Here is a 21,766-nt window from a genome sequence, read left to right on the forward strand (position 1 = left end):
ATAACCGCAGATGATTAATGAAAATTGGGAGGGACAGTAAATGCGTAAAAAGCAGTTAAATGCATTCGTGGTACTTTGCATGTTAATCAGCCTATTCTCAACTATGGGAAATAGTGCTATTGCTTCAGAAAGCGTTTCCACCAATAGAATACAGGCTGAGTTCTTTGTGTCGACATCTGGCAGTGATTCGAATGACGGCTCTTACGACCATCCATTCGCGACCTTGCAAGCGGCTAAGGATGCTGTTCGCTTAATTAATGATGATATGACTGGTGATATTTACGTTTTTATTGCTCCGGGCAAATATTATGTATACGAGCCAATTACATTTGATAAGAATGATTCGGGAACAAATGGATTTGATGTGATCTATCGGACATTAGGCGCTCCAGGCAGTGTGTCCTTTATTGGTGGTATGAAAACAACCTCCGCCTGGTCGGAAGTGCAGGTATCAGCCGATCCGAATAACCCTGAGTCGGATATGCAGCAAAGCATGGTCGGCAAAGTATTTAAGACAAATTTGCAGTCGCAATTGAATACAATATTTCCGGATGGGCTCCCTGCTACTTCAGGTCCGCTGCCGAATAATGCAAGCGGAGCATTTCATGTGAACACCATGTATGTCAATGACACGAGAGCAACACAGGCAAGGACGCTTAACTCAAATAAATATCCGGGCTTTCCGTCATCGTTTTTTGACAATCCGCTTTATTCTGCAGGCGGATCTTATATCAATATGACTTACAAGGCTGCCGATGCTTCGAATATATTTGAAAGCAAGCTTGTTAACGCACAAGCACGGGGCGATTTAACGGTACAGATTGTCACTAACGATATTGGTGGAGATCATTCTTGGAATTCCAATACTTTGCCTGTAACCAATATAAACCCCTCTTCGAAAGTGCTTACGTTCAACCCGAACAATGTTGCAGATTTTGCATCGCTCTACACGATCGGAGGCACTTCCAGGTATTATTTGCAAGGAAATCTAGCTTATTTGGATACCCCTGGTGAGTTTTACTTTAACCCGGTATCATACGATCTTTACTATTATCCAAAGAATGATGAAGTAGATTTGGAGCAGCAGGATATTATTGTTCCGACGACGGAACAGATTATTAACATGACCGGCGAGAGAACCGGTACATGGGATGACACCGTCATTACGCCTGTTCATAATATCGTTTTTGATGGACTTGGTTTTAAAGACACCAGCTTTCCGAGTTATTACTCAAGCGGTTTTCCATGGCTTCAGTATGGTAATGGCGTAAAGCAGTATCCATTCCCAGATTATGCAAAAAATTCGTCTAACCCGACATATTCAGGCCAGAGCGAACGTCCGCAGTTTATGAGTGGCGTGCTCACATTGAATTATGCGAGTCATGTTACAATGACAAACTCACACATTAAAAATGCGGGATTGATGGGTGTAGAGCTTGGAGTAGGCACCAGCAATATTACCGTCAGCAATTCGCTTATTGAATATACCGGTCATGGCGGCGTCGATATTCAGGGCGGTTTTCCAGGTGTGGACGGAAACTCTCAGGCAGAAAGCTTTACCAATCATAATCTTATCGACAACTTAGTTATCCATGACGTAGGTCAGCTTTCCTTGCTGTCTCACGCGGTTGGGATAAGCAATGCAACATACAATACGGTATCGCATATTGAAATGTATAATTCTCCGCGCCGTGCGATTATACTGCAAAGTTCAAATGTTCAAGGCTGGGATAACGGCTGGTTAGGTGATGGATATACGAATCCGGCTTTTCCTTACGACCTGAAACGCGACCAGTATGCCCACCACAATACGTTCTCAAATATTTATATTCACAATGTTCAGCAGGACGGTGGCGATGACGGTGGTATCATGACGGCATTTCTATACTACCCGCGTGACAACTATTCACAGCCCAACTATTTTGATCAGATTATTATAGATAAAGTTGCCGCAATTCCGACGATGAAGGACATCGCGCCAAACAACATCAATCTTGATATGGGTTGGGTTGGGATTCATATGTCAAATATTAAAACGGTGAATGCGCACCAATTTAACATTGAAAATAGCAATCTTCAAAACGGCCAGGTTGTCGTTGACAACACTACGTTCAACTTTAGGGGACCACAAGATGGACTTGAAAGCTTTGATGATTCCAAAATGGATTATGCGAATATCGGCGTTCAAACTTGGCGTTACCCGGCAGAGTATGCAGGCGCCATTACGAATACGGAAATAACGCCTCCACAAGACCTATATTTTTCGGATCATTTTGAGGAAGAATTGGATTTGACGAAATGGTCATACAGCGGAGTTCAACCTACTATTTCGAAAGAATATATGTCGGAGGATATTGTTGGTAAAGGTGCCTTAGACTTAAACAACCTCGGAGCAACAAAGTCAATGCTTTACCGCAATTTTGCAGACAATCTTAACAAAGTGGTCACCGTTGATTTCTTCGACAGGGCGCCATCACGTCTTGTAACCTATGACGTGGGACATCCGCTATATGTGACAACGAATACTTACGCAAGAGTAGACGATGGAACAACTGAGGGTATCGTTGCGATGGGCGTTAATACAGCCATTAATGGAAGCAACTATGTAGTGAATGTTGGTAATACAATAACGGCAACGAATCTTCGCCGAACGACGGGCTGGCACACGCTTAAGTTCGACTATTCAACGCCAGGGACAATCGTGCTTTCTATTGACGGGGAAGTGGTGAAGACGCTCAATAGCACAACATGGGAAAACACACCAAACTCTTTCAACTACGTATCACTTGGTTCACCGAATGGTACCGGTCATAATTACTTTGATCAGTTAAATATCTATGGTGGAAATCAAGCACCGGAGCCTGGCTTTATTCCTTTCCAAGCACCGCCGCCTTATGATGGTTCGAATGACAATATTGAACAGTTGGGTTGGGATTTTGAAAACAGCGTTACACCTAGCAATTTTACGAATTACTATAATGGCAAATTGAGCGTAGTTGACAACCCCGAATCATCAGGCATCAACAAAAGCGGCAAAGTGCTTTATCAGAATGGTGGTGTTTCCCAATATTCTAACCAGTCGTGGAGCAACTACATGCTTAAATTCAAGTGGAAATTAGGGGCATGGAACAATGTTTCGGATAATGTGCATCAGTACGACGGCTTTACCGTATTCGTTGATGCGCAAGGTAATCCTACAGCTAACCCATCGGCTTACCAAATTATTTTTAGAAGAAACTTGAAAGGCGGCATATCTAGTCAGTATCCAGCGGGCACACCGTTCTTTGCAATCAATCAACACAACCCCGGGGATGCAACGTTAGCAACAGCTCCTGCCCCCGAAGGATTTGATCCTTCGAAGTGGCATGATTTTCAAATTCAAGTGTTCGGCGGCAAAATTGGACTTGTCGTTGATGGACAAAAAATAATCTCTCATTCTAGCAACGCCTATACAAGCGGCAGCTTCGGATTCGGTACCTATAACTGTGATCAGTTTTTTGATGATATTCAAGTCATAACGAATCCGCAGTATGTCAATTATGCATCTGATTTGAGCCTTGGCAATGCTACATTGAACGGCGATTTTAACCCGGGGCACGACACTTATATGGCAACTGTAACAGATGATACACAACCTGTGACACTAATCAGACCTAAAGTCGTATTGGATAACACAAGCATTGCCATTAAGCTGAACGGTACAGATATTACAAGCAGCTTTACAGATGATGTTACGCCAGTTTCATTAAATCTGATCAAGGGAAGAAATGTGCTGGTTCTGGCCCAAACAACGTTGGCAGGAAGCCAAACCTACACGGTTTACATCGACAAGCCTTATACGATAAAAACAGTAGGCGCAATTGCGTCTGTCACTACGCAGGTAGGCACAGCTCCGGCATTGCCTACATCGACCAACGTGACGTTCGAAGATGGAACGAGCCAAAGGGCCAATATCCAGTGGGATCTTGTGGATCCATCCCAGTACAAAAAGTCAGGTACGTTCACTGTTCACGGACAATTGGTCGGATTAAACGGTAAGGTCAGCACAACGGTTAACGTCGAAGGACTTGAGCTGCTAAGTCAGCTTGAGGATGTTACTACCATTGCGGGGACAGCGCCTGAATTGCCATCAACGATTAGCGCACAATTTACTAATGGTACTCAAGATTTGGCGTTAACATTTGCTGAATTCGATCCAGCCATGTATGCAAATACAGGTACAATCATTGCGGTTGCTAACGTTGAAGGTTATCTGGGTAATGTTTTGCAGAAGGTTATCGTGGAAGCGGCACCTATAACAACGGATTACACCCTAACGGCCACGGGAGACGCTAGCGTCATCGCAGGTGAGACATTCGATGTGACCTACGTCTTGAGCAATGTTGCAGACAGCGTTTATGCACTGGATCAAACGATCCATTATGACAAGGCCCAAGTAGAATTGCTTTCAGTCGATGCTTTGCAAAGTGGATTTACGATCGTCGGACACAAAGAAGCAGAAGGTGAGGTTCGCATTCTGATGGCAAGTGCGGGGTCCGGAAGTGCAATAAAGCACACGGCTCCTGTATTGAAAGTGAACTTCAAGGCCAAAGAGGCTGACCAGAACTTAACGAGCTCCATCTTCTTAACCGACGCAGCTGTTGCGGGTGCAAGCGGAATCGAAACGACGGTGAACAATGGTTCCCCGTACACGATTCAAATTATCGCAGTGGATAAAGCGGCATTGCAAGCACTTATTACAAGTGCGCAAGCTTCGCATAATGCAGCGGTAGAAGGAGCTGAAATTGGTCAGTATCCAGTAGGTACGAAAGCGATCTTGCAAGCGGCAATTGATCTTGCCAAGGCAGTGGCGGGTCAAGGCGAGGCTACTCAAGATCAAGTGGAGCAAGCGATCGTTCAACTAGAAGCAGCGTTGCGAGCATTTAAAGCTTCCGTGAATGTAGCGGCTTCTGGTGATATGAATGGAGACGGTAAAATCAGCATCGGTGATCTCGCTCTCATCGCAGCTGGTTATGGAAAAACTTCTGCTGATGCAGACTGGGCTATGTATGAAAAAGCGGATATGAACGGTGACGGTTTAATCGACATCGTTGATCTTGCAGAGATTGCTAGATTGATACTGGGTTAAAGCGAATGGGGGAGGCGTAATGCCTCCCCTTTTTTTTGAGCTGAATTTCAGTAGAATATCAAAAAACAGTGAAATTCATTCTTTTCAAAGAACCCCATTTAAGAAATATCAGAGAGAAATATACTTTTTCGAGTATTCAGATTTTAATGGCTTGTTATTATTAGGTTGCAAAGGAAAGTGTCTTCACTGCCTTTGTAAGCGTTTTCCATGAAACGAATGATACGACATGTATCATAAAAGGAAGTGATTGGGCAAATCAACGAACCCTTGTTGGGAAATGCAGGTTAACCATGATAATGAAAAAATGAAAAGAGGGATTGAAATTGAAGCTGAAAAAGCGTGTCAAAAAAGTCTTCTCTGGTTATCTAGCACTATCAATGGTAGCGGGAGTGATCACACTTATGCCGGGTGCTCCACATGTAAATGCACTACAAACGTCAGGCACTGCACCCTATATTAATCAATGGGCAGTAACTGGTCCTTTTACAAATCCGGTGGTTGATAATATTTACGGATTGACACCGCCAACTACTAGTGAGATGGATTCACCGACTTTCAACCAAACTCAGAAGATTTGGGCTTACACTGCTAGCAGCCCTGACCCAACTCTTTTGAAAGGGTCGTCAAGAGGCTTGAATGTTGACGGAGACCTGAATACAACTTGGCAATCCTCGCTGAGTGGAACCGACAATTCAGGCAGCGGCGGTACAAGGCAAAGTAAAGTAGTGCTTGAATATACCGGAAACGTAACATCTATCAGGCTTCATGGATATTACACATCTTCTTCGACACCGTCAACAGATCCGTTTTCCGTAAAATATGAGGTTTATAACACATCGGGAGTAAAGCTTAGTTCAGGTACAGTTAATAATGTAACAAATGACATAAATGACATGAAAGTAATTGAGTTTCCCAAGGTTCAGCAAAATGTTGCTTATGTTTTGTTCACGATTGACGCAACAAGTGGAACAAATGGCAGCAGACGCACTGGTACCAACTACGGCATGCGCGAAGCCAGTGTCTATGCTTTGCCTCCTTCACCACCGGATAACGATGTTAACGATATAACTGGTGTTACGGCATCTGCCAGCACTACAAGCGATGCAAATGGAGCAGCTAATGCACTCGATGGAAATAAAGATACATACTGGCAGTCTAGCACCCCGCTGGGTCCAGATACGACAGGGTGGGACAGCAATCCAACGTTGACAATAACACTGCCGCAACCTCAAATTATTACATCCATTCCTTTTGTGGCACACGAAAGCTCAGGCACTTACAAGTTTGCGGTTAACTACAAGCTTTATGATGCAGCGAACAATGTGCTTGCAAGCGGAACAAAGTATGATGTATCCGGTTCTGTTACTGACAATCAGAAAATCGACCTTTACTATGGTCTGACCAATGTCAGCAAGGTTACACTGTCTATAGACCCAAGCAATGGCGGCACTAGCACACTTGACTCCACAAGGAACGGCTTGTTCGGCTTTAGAACTGCCCAGTTGATAGGCGCACCGTTGCTTCAAGGCGTGGAGAAAATCACAGGCTTTACCGGAATAACAGCATCATCCACCTATCAAACAAATTTGGCATCTAATGCATTTGATGGTAATGTAAGCACTGCTTGGAAGTCCAATGATAAACAGGGTGTTGTCTGGGATGATGACTACCCAACGATCACGGCCAACTTACCGCAAAATTCGATGGTCAATGCAATTACATTCAATATGACGGAGGCATCTGGAACAGTGCCTTTCCATGTCAGCTATCAGTTGCTCGACTCCGACTCTAAGGTGCTTTATTTTGGAGATACCGCGGTTACAGGTAAAAATGTTGATCGTATAATTGATCTGGGCGTTGGTGTAAATAATGTTTCTAAAATTAAGATGGCAATTAATACTGCACCTGCAACAGGCATTAACGATTTGTTCGGTTTCAGAGAAATCTCACTTACCGGCAAAGCTATGCCTGATCAGCCAGAGCTACCTCTTGGAAACATCGTTCCTGTCATTGGTCAGTCTTTTGCCGATCCGTACAGCACAGAAACATCCACCTGGCAATATTTCGACGACCGGATCTTCAACCGCAACTATGACGATTACAATGACTTGATGGGTTACTTTGATGTCAAGCAGGGGCAGGATACAACCAACAAGTGGGTTGCCGCTGCAACCTATGTTTACAGTCCCACAGCGCAAACGGTTCAGTGGCAGGTAGGCGGTTCGGGTGTGTATAAACTATTCGCTAACGGTATTCTCAGCGGGAAACAAGACCAAATTGCTGGCAGTGTGAATAAGAATGGTACAAAATACGCAATCGAATTAAAACAAGGTTGGAATAATCTTTTAATTGAAATTCAACATAAAAACTCCGGCACTAACATGAACTTCCTCGGCTTCTACACAAGGCTTTCTGATAACGCAGGAAATGAGATTCCTAATCTAACCTATTCCGTAACAGGCCCAAACACAACAGATGACGAACTGACAATTGTTACACAGGGACTCGCAGTTGATAAAGCTGAATTTGATGCTCGTAATGCAAATGTCCCAGCAAACGACTATCCGTCAAATATGCTGCCAATTGCTTACGATGAAAATCCCTATGTGTGGATGGTTGCAAAATATGACGGCAACCTGCATACATCAGGCATTGCCCCTCAGGCATCTCCCTTTACATTCCAGGCCGCGGGCGGAAATCCCAACTACACTTGGGAAATTTCCGATGGTCAGTTGCCGCCCGGTCTAACATTGACATCTAACGGACAGATTGCAGGTCATGTTGCAGACGGTGCTCAGGGCGCATCACAAAAGGATTATACCTTCACGGTGAAGGTTACAGACGGTCTAGCTGTTTCTACAACAAAGCCATTTACGATCACGGTCAAGGAAAACCCGGTGGATTGGTTTATTGAGGGCAAAATGGCGGCCCTGTCACACACCACAGGAACCATGCCGAATCTTTACGACCCGAACTACAACTATGACGAGTGGGCACACACAGCGAAAGAAATGGGCATGACTATGCTATCAACAGAAAGCGTTCAAAACGCAATTTACTACTGGCCGTCACGCAACGCAAACTTAACTCCAAGCGATAGTAACAATATGTACAAATATAACGCTATGTACCAATCTGAGGACGGCACATGGCAGGTAAAAGACAGAGTTATGCAGGCGAAGCAGGCAGCGGAGCGTTACGGTTTAAAATTTGGTGTATACCTGTCGTCTCAATACAGTGGAAAGAACATTATAGAAAGTGATATCCAAGACTTAGTAGAAAGATACGACCCATGGTATGTCTTTGCCGATGGTAATCCTCAGAGCTATGGCAATGTAGACATAGCATGGAGTTCGGCCCGTAACTATAACGATCGTGTATTAATTGATGCAAACCCCGATGCCCAAACGGGTGACCAAGATATTACACTTTACGAGCGTCCATTCTGGAACAGTGAGCCTTATAACGACGGTGGCTGGAGATATAGTGTGTTGCCACAAACAAAAAAAGTGGCACATGAGGAATGGAACGACCCCTATACAACAGCATTGGACGTTTGGACAATTTACGCAGGCGGCAACGAGCGCGACAGTTGGCCGGAAGCAGCAAAGGAAATGATTAACCAATATGGACACGGTTATGTCATGAATTATGACTCGTCCATAACGGTTACCCGCGGTATGGATAACCTGAGCAGCAATTTGGATAACACCAATATATTCTCAATGGTGCCGATTTCCTCGCAGCAATTATCAGATATTCGTACTTCCATTGTAAAGTGGATGGTGAATGATGGAAGTCCTGACTTACGTGAGTCTATGTACGGTACATTGCCATACACAATGGATTACACGATTAAACAGGGCTGGCATACTAACCCGCAGAAAGCAATCGCACACGGTCAGGGTCCTGATTGGGGTTACGCCATGTATCGTGACCAATATGTGTATATGCACATGATTAAAAACCAAATTTCTGGCGTGAGCAAAACAGGATTTACCGATCAAGACTCAATGAGCGGAATTGGTCCCTTTAATTATCCGGTTAACAAGGTCGAGTGGTTGAACAAGGGGGTTTCTCTGCCATTCACAATTGAGCAAAACAATGGCAAATACTATATTACAATCGACACATCGAGTGTTGTTGCCGACCCAATCGATACTATCTTGAAGATTACAACCGAAGACCAGACAAGAAACTATGCGATGACTAGTGTTAAATTATTTAGCAGCCAGACATCCACCGATAAGCTGCAACTTAGAGCAGAAAGCTATCTGAAAAATTACACCAATGTTTTCGCACCGGCTACACTTAGTTACACAAGTGATAAGACAAGCGTAGCAACTGTAGACTCAGCAACAGGTTTAGTAACAGCTGCCGGTGACGGTACAGCTACAATTACAGTTACGGCAACCTATGATGATGGGGTAAATGAAACTCAGGTTAAGACCGACACATACCCTGTAAAAGTGTCGGGAGGTGCGATTTCGGCTAATCTTCCGCTTGTTGGTGTGAATATGTTCACAGAAGGCGCATTATTTTGGGGTCAATTCTCGACCAATAAAGACCTTGATGTTACATTCAAGGGCTTCACAGAAAAGGGCGGCGCGATTGATATTCTAGGCGGCGAAAATATCACCTACCACTATGCAACAGTTGACGGTAACCGCAGTAACCCTACGGGTAAAATCATTGTAACGGAAGTACCTGCTGATCAAGTGCCATTCGTTGTAAACGGCAACACGATGCAATTTACAGATATCATCTCGACTCCTACGATGTACAGCTACTGGGCTGACATAACTGTAGATGGACAGACGTATACATCAACCCGCAACTACATTACACTTATCCCGGATGCAAACGTCGCAGCTGGCATTACGCCGACAGTTACAACCGATAGTGGTAATGCCGAGAAATTATCAGATGGCATAATCAATGACCCGAGCGGAGGCAATCTCTCCAAATGGGTATCAGCGGAAGGTGAAAAAAATTCAAGCATCACATATGACTTAGGTAAGCTTTATGATCTTACTCGTGTTAATTTATTTTTCAATAACCACATGCCGAATGCTAACAATGTTACTTATTACAATGTGCCTGAAAAAGTAAAGATTGAGTACAGTGATGACGGTGTAAATTGGACAGCAGGTAATGAAACAAACACGTTGTCTGGCGGCGGATTGCCAACATCGAGAAATACACTGGCCGTTCCGAGAAGTAATACGACTTTGTATGCTTGGGAACAAGAGGGCTTGTATTACAACTATCCGGTCGATCCGAACAAAGCAAGTGTGCAGGCACGTTATGTAAGGGTTTCCTTCCCAGGCGGCGGTCAAGGCGGCAGCCCGATCGATGTGTTGGAAGTTAGAGTGTTCGCATCGTCAGATTTGACAGGTCTTGCTAACATTCAGATTGATCCGAAAATGGGTGCAGATAGTAAAACTTTAACGGTTGATGTGAAAGGAAATTCCTTCCTTGGTGATCCTGTGGATCTTACAAATGCGAAAATCACAATTACAAGTGAAAATACGTCCGTCGCATCGGTAGGAACGTCTGGAGTGATTACAGCCGGAGAAAAAGGAAGAGCGAAGATCAATGTAACCACAAGGCATAACGGCTATAGCGCAAGCGATTACTTCTATGTGGATGTAGATGCTGATGGCAAAATGCATCTGAACCCTTTCTTGAAAGAAGCGAAGTTGTCCTTAAATAAGAGTTTGATCAAGTGGAATGAACCGATTGTCGGTTCGTTGGAGGGACTACTAAATAATGGCGAGCTAGTAGATTTATCAAGGGCTACTGTGGAATATCAATTCAGCGACAGCAGACTTGCTGTTGTGGAAGGCAGTAACACGATCATCCTGAAAGACGATGTTCGTATCGGTTTTCAAGCAACGGTTACAGTAAATGTTATTCTAGATGGGGTGACCGTTGCAAGCCGTCCGGTGTCAATTAAAGTAACGGGAAGTAGTAACATCGCATCGACTTCGACCGTGACGGCGAGCTCAGCTTTTAACACTACTTCCTATACAGAGCGAAATGCGATAGATGGGAATCGGACGACGGCATGGGCCAGCCAAGGCAGTCTAGGCGACCCATGGATCAAGCTGACGTTCGATGAGGAAGTTACGCTTGGCAGAATTAATCTCGTGGAACGGGAAAATTCGCCTCTTGATGTGTTTACGAATGCCAAGCTCGAATGGGAAGGCGGATCGAGAGAGTTGTCAGGGCTGAAAGCCAGTGGAGACAATGTAGTAGATTTTGAAACGCCAATCACAACCAGTTGGGTAAAGCTGACGATCAATAAGATCGCATACAATCCCGGACTGATGGAATTTGAGGTGTTCGAAGCGCAGAAGCCTTTTGTGAAAACAATCGTAGACCACAAATCGGTCACTGTAGATACGGAGCAAGGTGAAGTCCCAGCGCTGCCTGCACAGGTGGAGGCCGTATACAACGATGGGACTACCGGAATGGTTGACGTTGCCTGGGATTCTATTACACCAGACATGGTGGCGAACAAGGGTGTGTTCTCCGTTGCAGGCAAAGTTGAAGGAACAACAGTAAGAGCCAAAGCAATAATAACAGTTAAAGAAAATGTCGAAACGGGCAGCTACACCCTAACGGCTACGGGAGACGCTAGCGTCATTGCAGGCGAATCCTTTGATGTGACCTACATCTTAAGCAATGTTGCAGATAGCGTTTATGCGCTGGATCAAACGATCCATTATGATCCGTCCCAAGTAGAATTGCTTTCAGTCGATGCCCTGCAGAGTGGATTTTCTATCGTCGGAAAGAAAGAAGGAGAAGGTGAGGTTCGCATTCTGATGGCAAGTGCGGGGTCCGGAAGTGCAATAAAGTCTACGGCTCCTGTATTGAAACTGAACTTCAAGGCCAAAGAGGCTGACCAGAACTTAACGAGCTCGATCTTCTTAACCGACGCGGCTGTTGCGGGTGCAAGCGGAATCGAAACGACGGTGAACAATGGTTCCCCGTACACGATTCAAATTATTGTCTTGGATAAAGCGGCATTGCAAGCACTTATTACGAGTGCGCAAGCATCGCATGATGCAGCGGTAGAAGGAGCTGGAATTGGTCAGTATCCAGCTGGTTCGAAAGCGATATTGCAAACGGCAATTGATCTTGCCAAGGCAGTAGCGGGTCAAGGCGGGGCTACTCAAGATCAAGTGGAGCAAGCGATCGTTCAACTAGAAGCAGCGTTGCAAGCATTTAAAGCTTCCGTGAATGTAGCGGCTTCTGGTGATCTAAATGGAGACGGTAAAATCAGCATTGGGGATCTCGCTCTCATCGCAGTTGGTTATGGAAAGACTTCTGCTGATGCAGAATGGGCTATGTATGAAAAAGCGGATATGAACGGTGACGATAAAATCGACATCGTTGATCTTGCAGAGATTGCTAGATTGATACTGGGTTAATTTCGAAAAGGGGATGGTGGGATGCCTTCCCCTTTTCTTTTTATCGATAGGATGAATTAATCATATCAAATATTATTACTTTAAGAGGACGGATGCTTAGATGAAATTATGGGACAAAGAGCGCTGGAATAACCGATTCCACTCCATATCTACGAAAATGATTATGTCCTATTCCATATTGCTAGTCCTTTCTTTAAGTGCTTTAGGTTACATATCCTATGCTAAATCCTCTGCGTCCATGGAAGCGGATGCGAGAACACATTCCTTCAAAGTTTTGGGACAAACGATGTTATTGATGGATGAATATTTTACTCATATTGAAAATTCAATGCGGATTGTATCCGTTAATCGAAATGTTATTGAAACATTAAAAAGCTACCAAGGGAACTCCGATTATACAAATTATTTAAATAGGCAGCAAGTTATTCGCTTGTTGGGTGATGTCCAGGCACTTAATCCGGATATCAATAACATAATGATTTACAATCAGGAGTTCCATATGAGCTCAAATTTTCAGTCCGCCAATTTGAATTCACCTTTCTTGCAGCAAATATGGAAAGATAATCTTATTGAGAACCAAGTAAAAATTTCATATCACATTAACCATTTAACCAATTATTATTATCCCCCCAACGTTCAAGAACGGATATCGCTAAGTTATCCGATTCGAGATTTGAACGTTTTCAGCACGTCTAATCTTGCTATAAGTTTGGTAGATATAGATTTTACCAAAATTGGAGACATTATCGATCAATCAGTTATGGACTCGGGAGATTTAGTGCTGCTTGTCGATCATAATAATCGTCCAATCTATACAACATCTGCTGAGCCCGCCCAAGGGATTAAGCTGATAAGCGAAGAAACGAATGGGAATTTGACTGTTGAACGAAGTAGTGGGAGTTTCATCGGAGAAGTGGAAGGAAAGAAGGTATTGGTCACTTTCAAGAGCTCTGCAATCAACGATTGGAAGTTAGTGTATATTAGCAAACTAACCACCCTACAGAAGAATGTGCATGAAATGGCTAAGTTCACTGTATATCTCATTCTAATTTGTATGGTTGCAAGTGTCATTATTGCTAGCATCTTATCCCAAATCAATACACGCCCGATCATCAATCTTGTTACTCATATGCGCGAGGCAGGTAGAGGTCGATTCCATTTGAGAATTCCGGAGAAATCGAAATCTTATGAATTTCGGGTTCTTAACAACGGATTTAATACAATGCTGGACCGAATAGAAAAGCTGATGGGGGAGCTGTATATAGAGAAAATACATAAGAAGGAGGCTGAGTTCAAGGCTTTGCAGGCGAAGATTAATCCACACTTTCTCTATAATACGTTGCAAACGATTCAATCTCTTGCAGTGATGGAGCGAAGTCGCGATGTAGAGCGGGTTACAGTTGCATTCGGCAATTTACTGCATTATACGATATACGAAAAGAATGAGATGGTATTGCTGTTTAAAGAAATTGAATATATTAAGAGCTATTTAGAAATTCAGAATATCCGTTATAACGGCACGATAGATGTCGTTCTTGAAATAGATGAAAAGGTCGAGCGCTCACAGATTATGAAGTTATTACTTCAACCGCTTGTTGAGAATGCTGTATTTCATGGATTGGAGAACAAGAAAGATAGAAAACTTATAAGTGTTATAAGTACAATCGAGGATAAGGTGCTTGTTCTCGAAGTAAGCGATAATGGCGTTGGTATGACTGAAGGGAAACTCACCGAGATTAACACTGATTTAGAGTGTTATTTGGAATCGAATATTGTGAGGGAAGGAAGGCAAGGAATTGGTATTCTTAATGTTCATGAGCGAATTAGATTAAAATATGGGAAGCCTTATGGAGTTAAGGTGCTGAGTCGTCGTAACGAAGGAACGAAAGTACAAGTATACATGCCTTGGGAGGGTTAACATGAAACGTGCCGTTATTATAGATGATGAGATGTTAATCGTTCAGTCTATTAAAAAATTAATCGAACGTAACGAACTTGATATCATGATTGTTGGTGAGGCTTTTGATGGCTTGCAGGCGTTAGAGATTATTAAATCCGAACGTCCAGATTTTGTCATTATGGATATCAGAATGCCTCAAATGGATGGATTGGATGTAATGCGTGTGCTCAAGGAGCAAAATATTGCTCTTAAAGTTATTGTTCTGTCCGCATTCCGAGAGTTCGAATATGCGCGTCAAGCCATTGATTATGGAGCATGCGGGTACCTTGTTAAGCCAGTCGATGAGGTGAAGCTGGTTGAAGCTATAGGCGTTGTAGTACGGGCGCTCGATGAAGAAGTTGGGAACAATCAGTTGAAGCAGTCAGTCGCACAGTTGGAACCGATGATTCGGGAAAATCTGTTGCGTTATTTGATTGTGGATTATGAACGGTATGTTGATATGAATCAAACGATAGGCTACCGTCATCATTTCTATGAAGAAAAATGTCAACTGGCTATTATTAGGTTTAATCGTAATCGTACCGTTTCTCGTAATAAAATTGGGGAGATAGTAGAGGGGATACTGCATAATTCTCGCTCGCAGATGAATGGAATTGTTTTCTTCAATCATGATGATGAACTCGTTCTCATATACGAGCAAGATGAATATTTGAACCGAATCGATGCAGCGCTGCATAAGGAATTCGTAGATGAATTTATTATCGGGGTTAGCCGTGCGAACTATGCGCTCAAGCAGATGGTGATGGCTTATAGGGAAGCTAATATGGCTTTGGAAATGCGGTTTTATAACGATCAAACACTACGATTTGAGTATGTAGTTGAGACAAGCTGGGACCATAAGGTTCACAATGATGTGGGAAGGATCGAGTTGTTCCTTGAACGGGTGACCCTTGGCATGCGAGAAAAGGCTCTTCAGTATTTATCTGATACGGAGAAATCTTTGGCGAGCAACCAAAACAGGCGACCAGAAGACGTGTACCAGTTCTATTATGAGCATGTATCAGCCTTGAAGAAAGTAATTCAGCATACTAGCCTGTTGACAGACAAAGATGACAATATATCGAAACTGATCCAGTTCATTAGTGTAGAAGAACTGAAGAAATATTCGACATTATCTTTACTAAGCTCAGAGATCTGTGAATTGACGATACAATTATTTGATCTAATGGACAGGAATCGTATGGGCGAAGATGGGCGGATTATTGCGAAGGTATTAAGCTATTGCGAGGAAAGCTATGCGCAGGAGATCACGCTTGAGAGCATTGCAGAGCAGGTTAATATGAGCAAAAATTATTTCAGTACCTTCTTTAAGCGAAAGACTGGGGATAATTTCTGGGATTATCTCACCGCAGTGCGTATGAACAAGGCGCAAGAGTTGTTACGTACGACCGAATGGAGTGCAAATACAATAGCAACGAAGGTTGGTTACAAAAATCAGAGCCACTTTGGCAGAGTTTTCCGAGAAAGTACAGGGATTACGCCAAATGAATTTCGTCAACGGGTGAAGTGAAGAATATTAGAACAAGGTTCGGAATATCTGATTATTTAACTAAAAATGTATGCGCTTTATAATGAAAATGTACAATATAAATAATTACTTTGGGGGGAAGACAAATGAAAAAAGCGCCATTTGTAATCGCGTTAATGTTAATCATTGGATTACAGTCTGCATGTGGGGCGAGTAATAAAGGAGAGCAGCCCAACTCATCGCCAGAGACAGGTCACCAGCAAGCGGATACAAACAAGAAATTCACATTAAAAATTGTGTCATCGGGCAACTCTGATGACGGTTTAGACATTGCAACTGAGATTTACAAAAGAACATATCCGAATGCAACCATCGAAGTAATTACTTCACCGTGGGGCAACGGTGGTCAAGAGATGCGGAACAAGGAATTGATTCTGTTGAGCGGCGGACAGGCTCCTGATATCGGCAAGATGGTATGGGGGAAGGAATTTTTCAAATCCGGCGTGCTTGAAGATATTACGGATGAAGTAAAGACATGGGAAATGTACGATAAGCTGTCCGAAGGACAGAAGCAAAGGATTACATACGACGATAAGATATTTGGAATTACTATGGGCAACAATTCGGTCTTCCTCTTCTACAACAAAGATATTTTAAGCAAAATAGGAGTTACGGAACCGCCGAAAACGATCGACGAGTTGGCTGATATTGCTAAGATAATTAAAGACCAAGACTTGAAGACGGATGATGGAAAAACGATTTATGCGACTAACTTCGAAGGCGGAAATTGGGCAACAGATTACTGGCTTTGGTCTAACGGTGGTCAACAAATGAATGAGGATTACACGAAAACGTTGATCGATTCTCCTGAATCTATTGCAGCTTTCCAAGTAATGAGTGACTTCGTTAAAAATGGTTGGGCTCCAAAAGTGGATGGTACCTACGATCAAATGTGGTTGAATGGACAGATTGCATTCTTTCCAGTTGGAGACTGGGAGATCGCTCCTACAATAGATGCGGGCATCGATACTGGCTATACGACATTGCCTGTCGGTAAAAGTGGAAAAAGCGTTACAAGTTTGGGCGGTGTTGAATTTGGCGTATTCAAAAATTCTAAAAATAAAAAAGAAGCATTGGATTTCCTGAAAGTCTTGGGGTCAGAGGAATACCAAATGAAGTTTTCTCGCGGTACAACGGATCTAGCTTTGTATGATAATGCGGAGAAGCAAGCAGCATGGAAAGAAGAAGGGGTTCTAGAAGGAAAGCTTGCACTTCGTGATCAAATGATAGATTCGAAATATAACTTCCTGGAGGCCCCTTACTTGTATCCGGACGGTGCTAAGGTTTATAACGAAGCATTAGAGCGTATTCTGATTGGTTTGGAAGATCCAGAGAAAGTGATGAAGGATGCGGCAGCTCAGATTAATAAAGGGATCGAAGAGGCGCTTCAGGCCGAATAATTAAATAAGAAATCAATCTAGCCGGTCGTATGGCCGGCTAGATTGATTTTCTTATTAAGGAGAGAGAATATGGCGACCCTCACAATTAAACAGAGGATGAAAAATAGGGGATTCGTCTATGCAGTACTTATCCCAGCAATAATTTTTTTTGGAGTTTTTTTCTACTTTCCATTTTTCAAAAACATTTATTGGATGTTCACCGATTACAATTTTCTGAATGAAGGAAAATTCGTTGGAATAAAAAACATCACGAAATTTTTCCACGATACACGGGCACATCAGGCGTTGAAAAACACATTGCTTATTACAGCAATTAGCACGCCAATTACGTTAATCATTTCGCTATTCGTAGCTATGGGCGTATTTTATTTGAAAATGGGTAAAGCATTTATTCGCAGTGCAATCTTTACGACTTATATTATTTCGATTATTGTTGCGGCCGTTGTCTTCAAAGTTTGGTTTGGGGTGGAAATTGGCTTTATTAATGGTGTGCTGTCTATGTTCGGTATCGGAAAAATACCTTGGCTAACCGATCCTACATGGGCGATGGTTAGCATTATTATACTTAGCGTCTGGTTACTTATTGGCTATTTCATGGTCATCTTTATGGCAGGGCTGTCGAATGTAGATTCACAGCTATATGAAGCGTCCAAGATCGATGGTGCAAATCGTTGGAACACTTTCATTCACATTACATTGCCACAATTAAGCCCAGTTATTATATTTTCTTCAATAATTGCAATTATGGGACTATTAAAAATATATCCGCAGGTGATGATTTTGACTGCGGGAGGACCGTATGGTTCGACAGAAACAATCCTGATGTATTTATTTGATCAGGGCTTTACATCTAGGAATGTTGGTTATGCATCCGTAATTGGATTCGTTCTCTTCCTAATTACACTACTCATTACCTTTGTTCAAATGAAGGTAACGAAGTTCTTTAACGAATAAGGGGACCTTACCATGTTGCAAAGAGAAACGATAAGATTCAAGTCGATTGTTGCTTTCATCCTAATGTTAATATTTGCATTTCTTATGCTTTCTCCCGTTCTGTGGTTGGTTTCGGCATCGCTGCAGGGGAAAGGACAAATATTCAAAGTGCCATTTCAATGGATTCCGACTAATCCAACAATTGGGAATTATGTATCTGCCTGGACAACAGGGCATATTGATATCGCCTTGTTTAATAGTACCGTAGCAACGGTAATTATGTTAATCTTTCACGTTCTATTATGCTCGATGACGGGTTATGTTATTGTGAAATACAATTTCCGCTTCAAGAAAAGTATCATTGTTTTGATCATGGCGACAATGATGCTACCGCAAGAGATTACGTATCTTCCGATCTATCCGTTTATTCAAAAACTGGGCTTATTGGATAGCTACCTTGGGTTAGCTCTTCCATTCTTCTATAGCGGTTTTGGGATTTTTCTGATGATGCAATTTTCCCGCTATATGCCGAATGAAATGATGGAATCTGCCCGTCTAGATGGCTGCAGTGAATCGATGATCTTCTTTCGGATTGCCGTACCGATGTTGAAATCTTCGATGTCGGCATTAGCTATATTAGCTTTTTCCTTCATGTGGAATGAATTTGCTTGGGCACGAATCGTAATTACTGGCGATGAGATGAGAACTTTGCCGCTTGTACTATCACAAATGTCGTTATCGTCTGATAATTCGCAAAACATTCCTTCATTACTGGCGGCGAGTTTTATTACGGCGGCACCTGTAATTATCGTTTTCTTAATATTCCAAAAACAATTTATCGAAAGTGTAGCTAGTGCCGGGTTGAAAGGTTAGGAAGATATTATTGTACGATAGTGAGTGGGAGTGACGATTATGACGATGATTGAGAAAGTTCATGTGATCTTTAAAACGCATCTGGATATTGGCTTTACTGAAATGGCTGATCAAGTGCTGGAGCAATATATACAATCCTATATTCCTAAAGCGATTCAATTAGCGAAGCAGCTAGAGGCTGATGGCGGTCAAGCAAAATTTGTCTGGACGACAGGTTCATGGCTGATCCATGAATATATGAAAAGCGGTGAGTCATTTGCAAGAGAGATGGAAGAGGCGATCAAGAAAGGATATATTCGCTGGCATGGGCTTCCTTTCACCGCACATACGGAGCTGCTGGATGAAAGCTTGTTCAGCTATAGCCTTACTCTCTCAGAGAAGCTTGACCGTCGCTTCGGAATGAAGACTATTTCAGCGAAAATGACGGATGTGCCTGGTCATTCCCGTTCAATGATTTCTCATATGGCTAAGGCAGGCATTCAATACATTCATTTAGGAGTTAATCCTGCTTGTACGGTGCCAGCAGTTCCGCCGTTATTCGTATGGAAAGGAGCAGACGGGTCCGACCTCATAGTCAACTATGCGGACAATTACGGCAGTGTGCTGGAATTGGATGGGTTAAAGGATGCGATGGTATTTGCTCACACGGGAGACAATTGTGGTCCTCCTTCCGCGGAAGAGATCAAGTTGGAATTCGCTAGACTAGCCAAGCGTTTCCCTGGTGCGGAGATCGTAGCTTCTACGATGGATGCTTTCGCAGAGAAGCTTCAACCATTAAAGTATCTGTTGCCTGTCGTTCATGAGGAGATTGGAGATACGTGGATTCACGGCATAGCGGCTGACCCTAAAAAGATTACTCAGTTCCGGGAGCTGCTACGTCTGCGCCGGAAGTGGTTGGCAGAAGGACAAATGGATGTTAATAGTCAAGAGCATTGCGATTTTTCTGACAATCTACTGCTCATTCCAGAACATACATGGGGGCTGGATGAGAAGAAATTTCTGTTAGATTTCAAAAACTATTCGTTATCTGATTTTCAGGCAGCTAGAAAGGCTAATATCGTATCAGAGGACGCGATTACAGCTAAGTATGCTTATATAGGCGCTTTTGCTATGAATGAGTTTGACCAACTATCTCAAGAGCTATACAAGGATACGGAGAAATTCATCCGCACATACTCCATGTTTGAGAACTCGTGGTCAGAGCAGAGAGCTTACTTGACGAAGGCGATCGGCGCATTATCTGCTGAGCTTAAACAAGAGGCATTGAATGCGATCGCAGCATTGGAGCCGCAACTGCTTGACATACCTGCAGATGCGATGGAGATACCCCTCTTCACGCCTGTTCGATTGGGGCAGTTCATCGTACAATTCGGAGAAGATGGATCGATCTTGCAGCTAAGTGATCAGCAAGGGAAATCGTGGGCAGATGATCAGCACCGTCTTGGTCAATTAGCCTATGAGACGTTCGGTCCGGAAAATTATCATCAATGGTTCGAGCAATATGTGGTGAACATTGGCGTTACGCACAGTTGGGCTGATGCGGACCTTGGTAAGCCGGGCTTAGAGAATGTACTTCCGGTACCGCGGCATGCGCTATATGCTCCGCGAGTAGAATCGCTCGTGAGGTGCGAAGGAGAGGAAGCCGACAAAGTATTCGTACGCTTGAAACTTCCTGCTCAAACGTTAAAATCGTTCGGAGCTCCTGACGATGTGCTTCTGGAATATGTGTTCTCGAAGCACCGCAAAAGTGTTGAAGTAGCGTTAAGCTGGTTCGGTAAGCAGGCCAATCGACTCCCTGAGGCCATCTGGTTTACCTTCGCTCCGAAGGTAGATAATTCGAATTTGTGGAAGCTAGATAAGATGGGCGAATGGATATCGCCGCTTGAAGTCGTTAAGGATGGAAATCGAAATTTACATGGCGTTCAGAATGGAATAGGCTATGATGGCGCGGATGGAAAACTGATGATTGAGACGTTAGACTCGCCGTTGGTGGCACCTGGCAGAAAACGCTTGCTGCAATTCGATAACACGTTCGCACCGTTGGAGGAAGGATTTCATTTCTTGCTTTATAACAATGTATGGGGGACGAACTTCCCAATGTGGTATGAGGAGGATTCGAAGTTTAGGTTCACAATCCATTTGAGATAAATGAACAACTAAATAGTATTTTCTTGCTAAGTATTTATTCTGTTAAGTTAATGACATTGTGTTCTTACGCGATTTTTATCGATTTTTCGAGTGTTTAGCAAGCTTATTTAACCCATGTGAGAGTGGAGCAAGCCAAGATCAGGCTGGAAACAACCGAGATGGGGATCAACCAGATCGCGGAGGAGGTCGGGTATAAGAACGCGAGCCAATTTGGCAAAGTGTTTAAACAAGAGGTTGTCGTAACTCCTGCCGAGTATCGACAACGGATCTCCCTTCACTAGACAAGACGTTCACGGCAAGTCTGGTATTTTAGAATATGAATCGATATTTTTAGTTATTGAGAAAGTACCCTGACCA

Annotated in this window: 8 protein-coding genes and 1 pseudogene; all 9 read left to right on the forward strand. The window is 43.2% G+C overall.

Going from position 1 to position 21,766, the window contains the following annotated elements; translation table 11 throughout:
- Nucleotides 1–40 precede the first annotated feature (40 nt).
- Entirely contained in the window at nucleotides 41–5,128 is a 5,088-nt protein-coding gene (locus AC0YN6_RS14720) for an Ig-like domain-containing protein (protein ID WP_475747704.1), read from the forward strand.
- Nucleotides 5,129–5,451: 323 nt separating this feature from the next.
- Nucleotides 5,452–12,567, forward strand: coding sequence for a discoidin domain-containing protein (locus tag AC0YN6_RS14725; RefSeq protein ID WP_475747705.1), 7,116 nt, complete (start codon nucleotides 5,452–5,454; stop codon nucleotides 12,565–12,567).
- Between the two features lie 100 nt (nucleotides 12,568–12,667).
- Nucleotides 12,668–14,485 (forward strand): sensor histidine kinase, encoded by a 1,818-nt coding sequence (locus AC0YN6_RS14730; RefSeq protein ID WP_475747706.1) that lies wholly within the window; start codon nucleotides 12,668–12,670, stop codon nucleotides 14,483–14,485.
- Between the two features lies 1 nt (nucleotide 14,486).
- Nucleotides 14,487–16,037, forward strand: a complete 1,551-nt coding sequence (locus tag AC0YN6_RS14735) for a response regulator (RefSeq protein ID WP_475747707.1) — start codon at nucleotides 14,487–14,489, stop codon at nucleotides 16,035–16,037.
- 104 nt (nucleotides 16,038–16,141) lie between these two features.
- On the forward strand, nucleotides 16,142–17,455 hold the full coding sequence (locus AC0YN6_RS14740) for an ABC transporter substrate-binding protein (RefSeq protein WP_475747708.1): 1,314 nt from the start codon (nucleotides 16,142–16,144) through the stop codon (nucleotides 17,453–17,455).
- Nucleotides 17,456–17,524: 69 nt separating this feature from the next.
- A complete protein-coding gene (locus AC0YN6_RS14745) occupies nucleotides 17,525–18,409 on the forward strand; it encodes a carbohydrate ABC transporter permease (RefSeq protein WP_475747709.1) in 885 nt (294 codons plus the stop codon).
- A 12-nt stretch (nucleotides 18,410–18,421) separates the two neighbouring features.
- Entirely contained in the window at nucleotides 18,422–19,261 is an 840-nt protein-coding gene (locus AC0YN6_RS14750) for a carbohydrate ABC transporter permease (protein ID WP_475747710.1), read from the forward strand.
- Between the two features lie 39 nt (nucleotides 19,262–19,300).
- Nucleotides 19,301–21,409, forward strand: coding sequence for a DUF5054 domain-containing protein (locus AC0YN6_RS14755; protein ID WP_475747711.1), 2,109 nt, complete (start codon nucleotides 19,301–19,303; stop codon nucleotides 21,407–21,409).
- Between the two features lie 110 nt (nucleotides 21,410–21,519).
- Nucleotides 21,520–21,690 (forward strand): annotated as a pseudogene (locus AC0YN6_RS14760) (helix-turn-helix domain-containing protein); the annotation flags it as partial.
- Nucleotides 21,691–21,766 lie beyond the last annotated feature (76 nt).

The organism is Paenibacillus sp. J22P15 (assembly GCF_056269345.1).

What these genes read in the sequence shown, in the direction of transcription:
- AC0YN6_RS14745 (WP_475747709.1), top strand. Translation starts at nt 17,525, where the DNA reads ATGGCGACCCTCACAATTAAACAGAGGATGAAAAATAGGGGATTCGTC.
- AC0YN6_RS14730 (WP_475747706.1), top strand. Translation starts at nt 12,668, where the DNA reads ATGAAATTATGGGACAAAGAGCGCTGGAATAACCGATTCCACTCCATA.
- AC0YN6_RS14750 (WP_475747710.1), top strand. Translation starts at nt 18,422, where the DNA reads ATGTTGCAAAGAGAAACGATAAGATTCAAGTCGATTGTTGCTTTCATC.
- AC0YN6_RS14740 (WP_475747708.1), top strand. Translation starts at nt 16,142, where the DNA reads ATGAAAAAAGCGCCATTTGTAATCGCGTTAATGTTAATCATTGGATTA.
- AC0YN6_RS14755 (WP_475747711.1), top strand. Translation starts at nt 19,301, where the DNA reads ATGACGATGATTGAGAAAGTTCATGTGATCTTTAAAACGCATCTGGAT.
- AC0YN6_RS14720 (WP_475747704.1), top strand. Translation starts at nt 41, where the DNA reads ATGCGTAAAAAGCAGTTAAATGCATTCGTGGTACTTTGCATGTTAATC.
- AC0YN6_RS14735 (WP_475747707.1), top strand. Translation starts at nt 14,487, where the DNA reads ATGAAACGTGCCGTTATTATAGATGATGAGATGTTAATCGTTCAGTCT.